The 4,508-nt window shown below is 71.3% G+C and carries 6 protein-coding genes; all 6 read right to left on the bottom strand.

Going from position 1 to position 4,508, the window contains the following annotated elements; translation table 11 throughout:
• Positions 1-1,239 (bottom strand): GspE/PulE family protein (locus ACILQS_RS15655; protein ID WP_395641055.1); only part of this gene is annotated, 1,239 nt, incomplete at its 3' end.
• An 89-nt stretch (positions 1,240-1,328) separates the two neighbouring features.
• Complete coding sequence (locus tag ACILQS_RS15650; protein WP_395641054.1) at positions 1,329-1,748, bottom strand: hypothetical protein; 420 nt, start codon at positions 1,746-1,748, stop codon at positions 1,329-1,331.
• Positions 1,729-2,430: a hypothetical protein gene (locus tag ACILQS_RS15645; protein ID WP_395641053.1), complete on the bottom strand. Its 702-nt coding sequence runs from the start codon at positions 2,428-2,430 to the stop codon at positions 1,729-1,731. The genes ACILQS_RS15650 and ACILQS_RS15645 overlap by 20 nt, the downstream gene beginning before the upstream one ends.
• 98 nt (positions 2,431-2,528) lie before the next feature.
• Positions 2,529-3,074: a hypothetical protein gene (locus ACILQS_RS15640; RefSeq protein ID WP_395641052.1), complete on the bottom strand. Its 546-nt coding sequence runs from the start codon at positions 3,072-3,074 to the stop codon at positions 2,529-2,531.
• A 13-nt stretch (positions 3,075-3,087) separates the two neighbouring features.
• Positions 3,088-3,909, bottom strand: a complete 822-nt coding sequence (locus tag ACILQS_RS15635; protein ID WP_395641051.1) for a PP2C family protein-serine/threonine phosphatase — start codon at positions 3,907-3,909, stop codon at positions 3,088-3,090.
• Positions 3,906-4,508, bottom strand: a 603-nt coding sequence (locus ACILQS_RS15630) for an FHA domain-containing protein (protein ID WP_395641050.1), incomplete at its 5' end; no start/stop codon positions are given. The genes ACILQS_RS15630 and ACILQS_RS15635, both read right to left, overlap by 4 nt.

Genomic DNA, 4,508 nt, shown 5'->3' with positions numbered 1-4,508 from the left:
GGTGTGCAGGGTCGAGAGCACGAGGTGACCGGTGAGCGCGGCCTCGATCGCGATCTGGGCCGTCTCCTGGTCGCGGATCTCCCCGATCAGCACGACGTCGGGGTCCGACCGCAGGATGCTGCGGAGCGCACTCGCGAAGGTCAGGCCCGCCTTCGGGTTGACCTGCACCTGGTTGATCCCGGCGATGCGGTACTCGACCGGGTCCTCGACGGTGATGACGTTGATCTCGGGCCGCGCGACCTCGTGAAGCGTCGTGTAGAGCGTCGTCGACTTGCCCGAGCCCGTCGGGCCGGTGACGAGGATCATCCCGTACGGCTTCGAGTACGACGCCTTGTAGACGGCGGCGTTGCGGTCGAGCAGCCGCAGCTGCTCCATCCCGAGCCCCGTCATCGAGTTGTCGAGGATACGCATGACGACCTTCTCGCCGAACACCGTCGGAAGGGTCGCGACGCGGAGGTCGATCTGCTTGCCGCCGTGGATGACCGACATGCGGCCGTCCTGTGGGCGGCGGCGCTCGGAGATGTCGATGTCCGACATGATCTTCAGCCGCGAGATGACACCATTCTGGATGTTCTTCGGGGCCTGCTGCATCTCGTGCAGCACGCCGTCGATCCGATAGCGCACGTTCACGGCGCGCTCGGCCGGCTCGATGTGGATGTCGGACGCGTGGTCGGCGATCGCCTGGCTGATGAGCAGGTTCACGAACCGCACGATCGGGGCATCATCCTCGGTCGGTTCGGTGACTGGGACGAGGTCGCGGGTTCCGCCCGTGCCCTCGTTCTCCTTGACGATCGCGGTGGTCAGCTCGCTCAGCTCGCCGTCGGAACGCACGAAACGACCGATCGCGCTCAACAGGTCGGAGCGTTCCGCGACGACCGGACGTACCTGCATGTGCACGGCGGCGCGCACGTCGTCGAGGCCGAGCACGTCGCGCGGGTCTGCCATCGCCAGCAGCAGGCGATCGCCGTCGCGCCCGATCGGGAGCACCTCGTGGCGGCGCAGCAGTTGCGGCGGTACGAGGGCGACGGCCGAGCGCTCCACCGGGTATTCGGTGAGGTCGACGAACGGCAGCCCGAGCTGCGCGGCGCGCGCCGAGGCGACCTGACTCTCGGTCACGATGCCGTCGTCGACGAGTTCGCGCACGTGCGCTTCGTCATCCGAAACGCCCTTCGAGAGCACGTCGAGACTCGTGATCGGCATGAGGCCGCGGATGATGAGGATCTCGGACAGGGAGGTCATGCATCACCCCCTGAGAGGCCACGCGCACACCGTTCCCCCCGAAGCGGTTGCGCTGGGGGGATGCGGATTCGTCCCCCGTGGATTCGAGGCTAGGAGGAGGGGCTCGGCCCCGACAGTCCCGCTTTAGGGGGTCTCGTGGCCGCCCAGGTCGCGACCACGGCGACCGCCGCGAGGAGGGCGGCGGCGACGACGAACGGGCTCGACGCCTGTTCGGCGAACAGCGGGAACGAGCCGAGCAGCGCGACACCGGTGATCACCAGATAGACCGCGGCGGCCGCGGCGAGTGCTCCCACCCACGGCGTACGCGCCCGCGTGGAGAAGCCCACCGTGATCCACACGGCGACCCCCGCGAGGGCGAGCGCGGCCGGCCCCGCGTAGACCGGAGCCGGGGTCTGGACCGGGTCCCGGTCGAGCACGACGGCCAGGATGCCGGCGACCGCGAACGCCGACGCGGCCCAGGTGATCGCGACGAACAGCGCGAGGAGCAGGCTAGGCCGCCGCTGCTCCATCGGATGCCTTCCCGGCTTGCTCGGCGTCGAACGTCTCCCGCTCGGCACGGTTGCGCGCCGTGATGCGGATGCCGCGGCGGGCGATCAAGAGGCCGACCCAGATCGCCACCTCGCGGGCCACGATCGTCGCCGCGATGACGTACGGGCTCAGCGCCGTGTCGACGAACCCGACGCTCGACCCGGCGATGCCGGTGACCAGCAGCAGCATGCCGATCGACCCGAAGTAGGTGATCACGGCGACCAGCAGGCTGCCGAGCACGTGCACCCACCAGGGGGCGCGGTTGATCATCACGACGACGAGCACGAAGCCGATCGTGAAGAACAGCACCGGGATCCAGAAGATCGCGTCGGTGATGAGGTCGCCGAAGCCGAACGCGGAGCCGGTCAGCGCGATGAACCCGGCGCCGACGAGCGCGTAGAGGACCGCGAACACCACGGTTCCGACGAGGGCGAGCAGCGCGCCGACGACGCGGTTGCTGTGCGCCTTCGGCGGGACGGGACTCGCTACGTAGATGACACGCTCCCCTGCGAGCGGCGACGACACCTTCTCATCGGTGAGCGTCGCAGTCGCCGTCGGCGACTCGGTCGTCGGGGCCTCCTCGACGACGATCTCGTCGGCCTCGACCACGATCTCCTCGGGAGCGTCGGGGGACTGCGCGGGTTCGTCCTTCGCCTGGGCCATGCAGCTCAGCCTACCGAGCCGGAGCGTGGCGCAGGGGGACATGCCCCGGATGCTGCCGCGGAGAGGGTCGGCCGCGCCACGCCGTCAGGACGGCGGCCTCAGCCGGCGACCACCGCGATCCCGAGCGCGATCAGCCCGGCGACCGAGACGACGCACGCCCCGGCGAAGAGCACGAGCGTCGTCAGCGCTCCACGCCGGGAGCGCCGGGCGACCGACGGCATCGAGGGCGCCTCGGTGCGCGTAGCCTCGGCGCCCTCGAACGGTGCCGTCTCCGCCGGGACCTCGGGGATCGCGCGCGGCTCGTAGGACGCGACGGCGCCCGGCCCGACCGCGTCGACCGCGCCGCGCCCGAAACCCGGGGCGACGGGAGGCATCGTCATCCCGCGCCGACGTCGTCCGGCCGGGATCGCGCGCCCGGGCGGGGGGACCTGTCCGCGCTCACGGGTCACCGCGACGGTGCCGTCGGGCGCGGACCCGCGGTCGACCACGACCGTGCGGTCGATCCGGTCGACGACGACGGTCTCGGCCTCCGCCTCGCGATCGACGACGATCGTCTCGGCGAACGACTCGGGGTCGATCTCGGGCTCGATCTCGGGCTCGACGACCGCGTCCGCCGCGGCGTCCTCCTCGGGGGTGGTTGCCATGGGAGTGTCTCCGTCAGACCTTCACGGTGTCGGCGGTGTCATCGAGAACGCTGCTCGTGACGCCCCCCGTCGTCACATCGGCGGCCGCGTCTCCCCCGCCCGACACGACATCCAGCACGATGATCGAGATGTTGTCGCGGCCCCCGTTGCGCTTGGCTCGGGCGACGAGCGCCTGCGCCGCCGACTCGGGGCGTCCGTTCATCGTCAGCACGGCGCGGATGCTCTCATCGTCGACCTCCGAGTGCAGACCGTCGGAGCACACCAGCAGCCGCTCGCCGTTCACGACCGGCAGGAGCCAACTGTCGGCCATGCTGTCCGCCGCCCCGATCGCGCGGGTGATGACGTTGCGGTCGGGGAAGGTGTTGAGGTCCTCGCGGCGCAGCTCCCCTCGCTCGATGAGCTCCTGGCCGAGCGAGTGGTCGACGGTGAGCTGCACGAGCTCCGTCCCGACATGCCGATACACCCGGGAGTCGCCGACGTTGAAGACGAGCCAGAAAGGCGCGCCCTCGTGCTGGACGATCGCGATTCCGGAGACGGTGCTGCCCGCGCCCCGGGTTGTGCCCGCGGCGACGCCGGCGACCTTGTCGTCGGCATCGAGTAAGGCATCGCGGACGTCTTCGAGCGCCGCGAACTCCCGACCGAGGAGGCGTTCGCGGAACGCGTCGACGACGGCGGCGCTGGCGCGATCACCGGCCTCGTAGCCGCCCATGCCGTCGGCCACCAGGAAGACCGGCGCCTCGGCGAGGTAGGAGTCCTCGTTGACCTCGCGCTTGAGTCCCGGGTCGGTGACGGCCGCGACCGCGAGCCGGATGCCGCCCCCCACTGCGACCGTCACCGGGACGCGTCGTCCTCGCCGAAGGCGAGTCGCATCCCGACCTTGCCGAGCACGAACCGGTCGACGACCGGCGCCGAGGCCCCCGGGTCGAGCAGGTTCTCGGTGCCGTCGGCCTCGATCACGATCACCCCGTTGGTGGCGTCGAGGTCGGTGACGGTCCACACGCCCTCGATGAGGTCGAGTCGCGCGTGGACCTTGGAGAGGGTTCGCGTCGGATCGGGGACGGCGATCTCCTGGGCCCCCGCGTCGCCACCGTTCGGTCGACGTCCGAGCACGACCCGGGTGCCGGAGAGCCGGAACACGGGGCCGCCGTCGACGAGAAGCCTCCACGGCACGACAGGGCGGCGGTCGACGACGACGGTGCGATCGAGATCATCGGACCCGTCGCCGACAGCATCGGCGACGGGCGACGCGGGTGCGGGTACCGGCGGCGCGGTGACGAGAGGCGCGAAGAACTGGGCCGGCGGCTCGGCGGGGGCGACCGGTGGCGTGACGGCGCGCGGCGGGGTGAGACCCGGCGGAGGCGTGATGATGCCGGGCGGCGGGACGATCTGTCCCGGCGGAGGGGGAAGGGTCGGCGGGGCCGACGCGGCGGGCGG

The organism is Pseudolysinimonas sp., assembly GCF_044239695.1.
Classification (GTDB): Bacteria; Actinomycetota; Actinomycetes; order Actinomycetales; family Microbacteriaceae; genus Pseudolysinimonas_A.
Note: the sequence above shows the minus strand (reverse complement) of the source record. Positions and strands in the feature narration are given on the sequence as shown.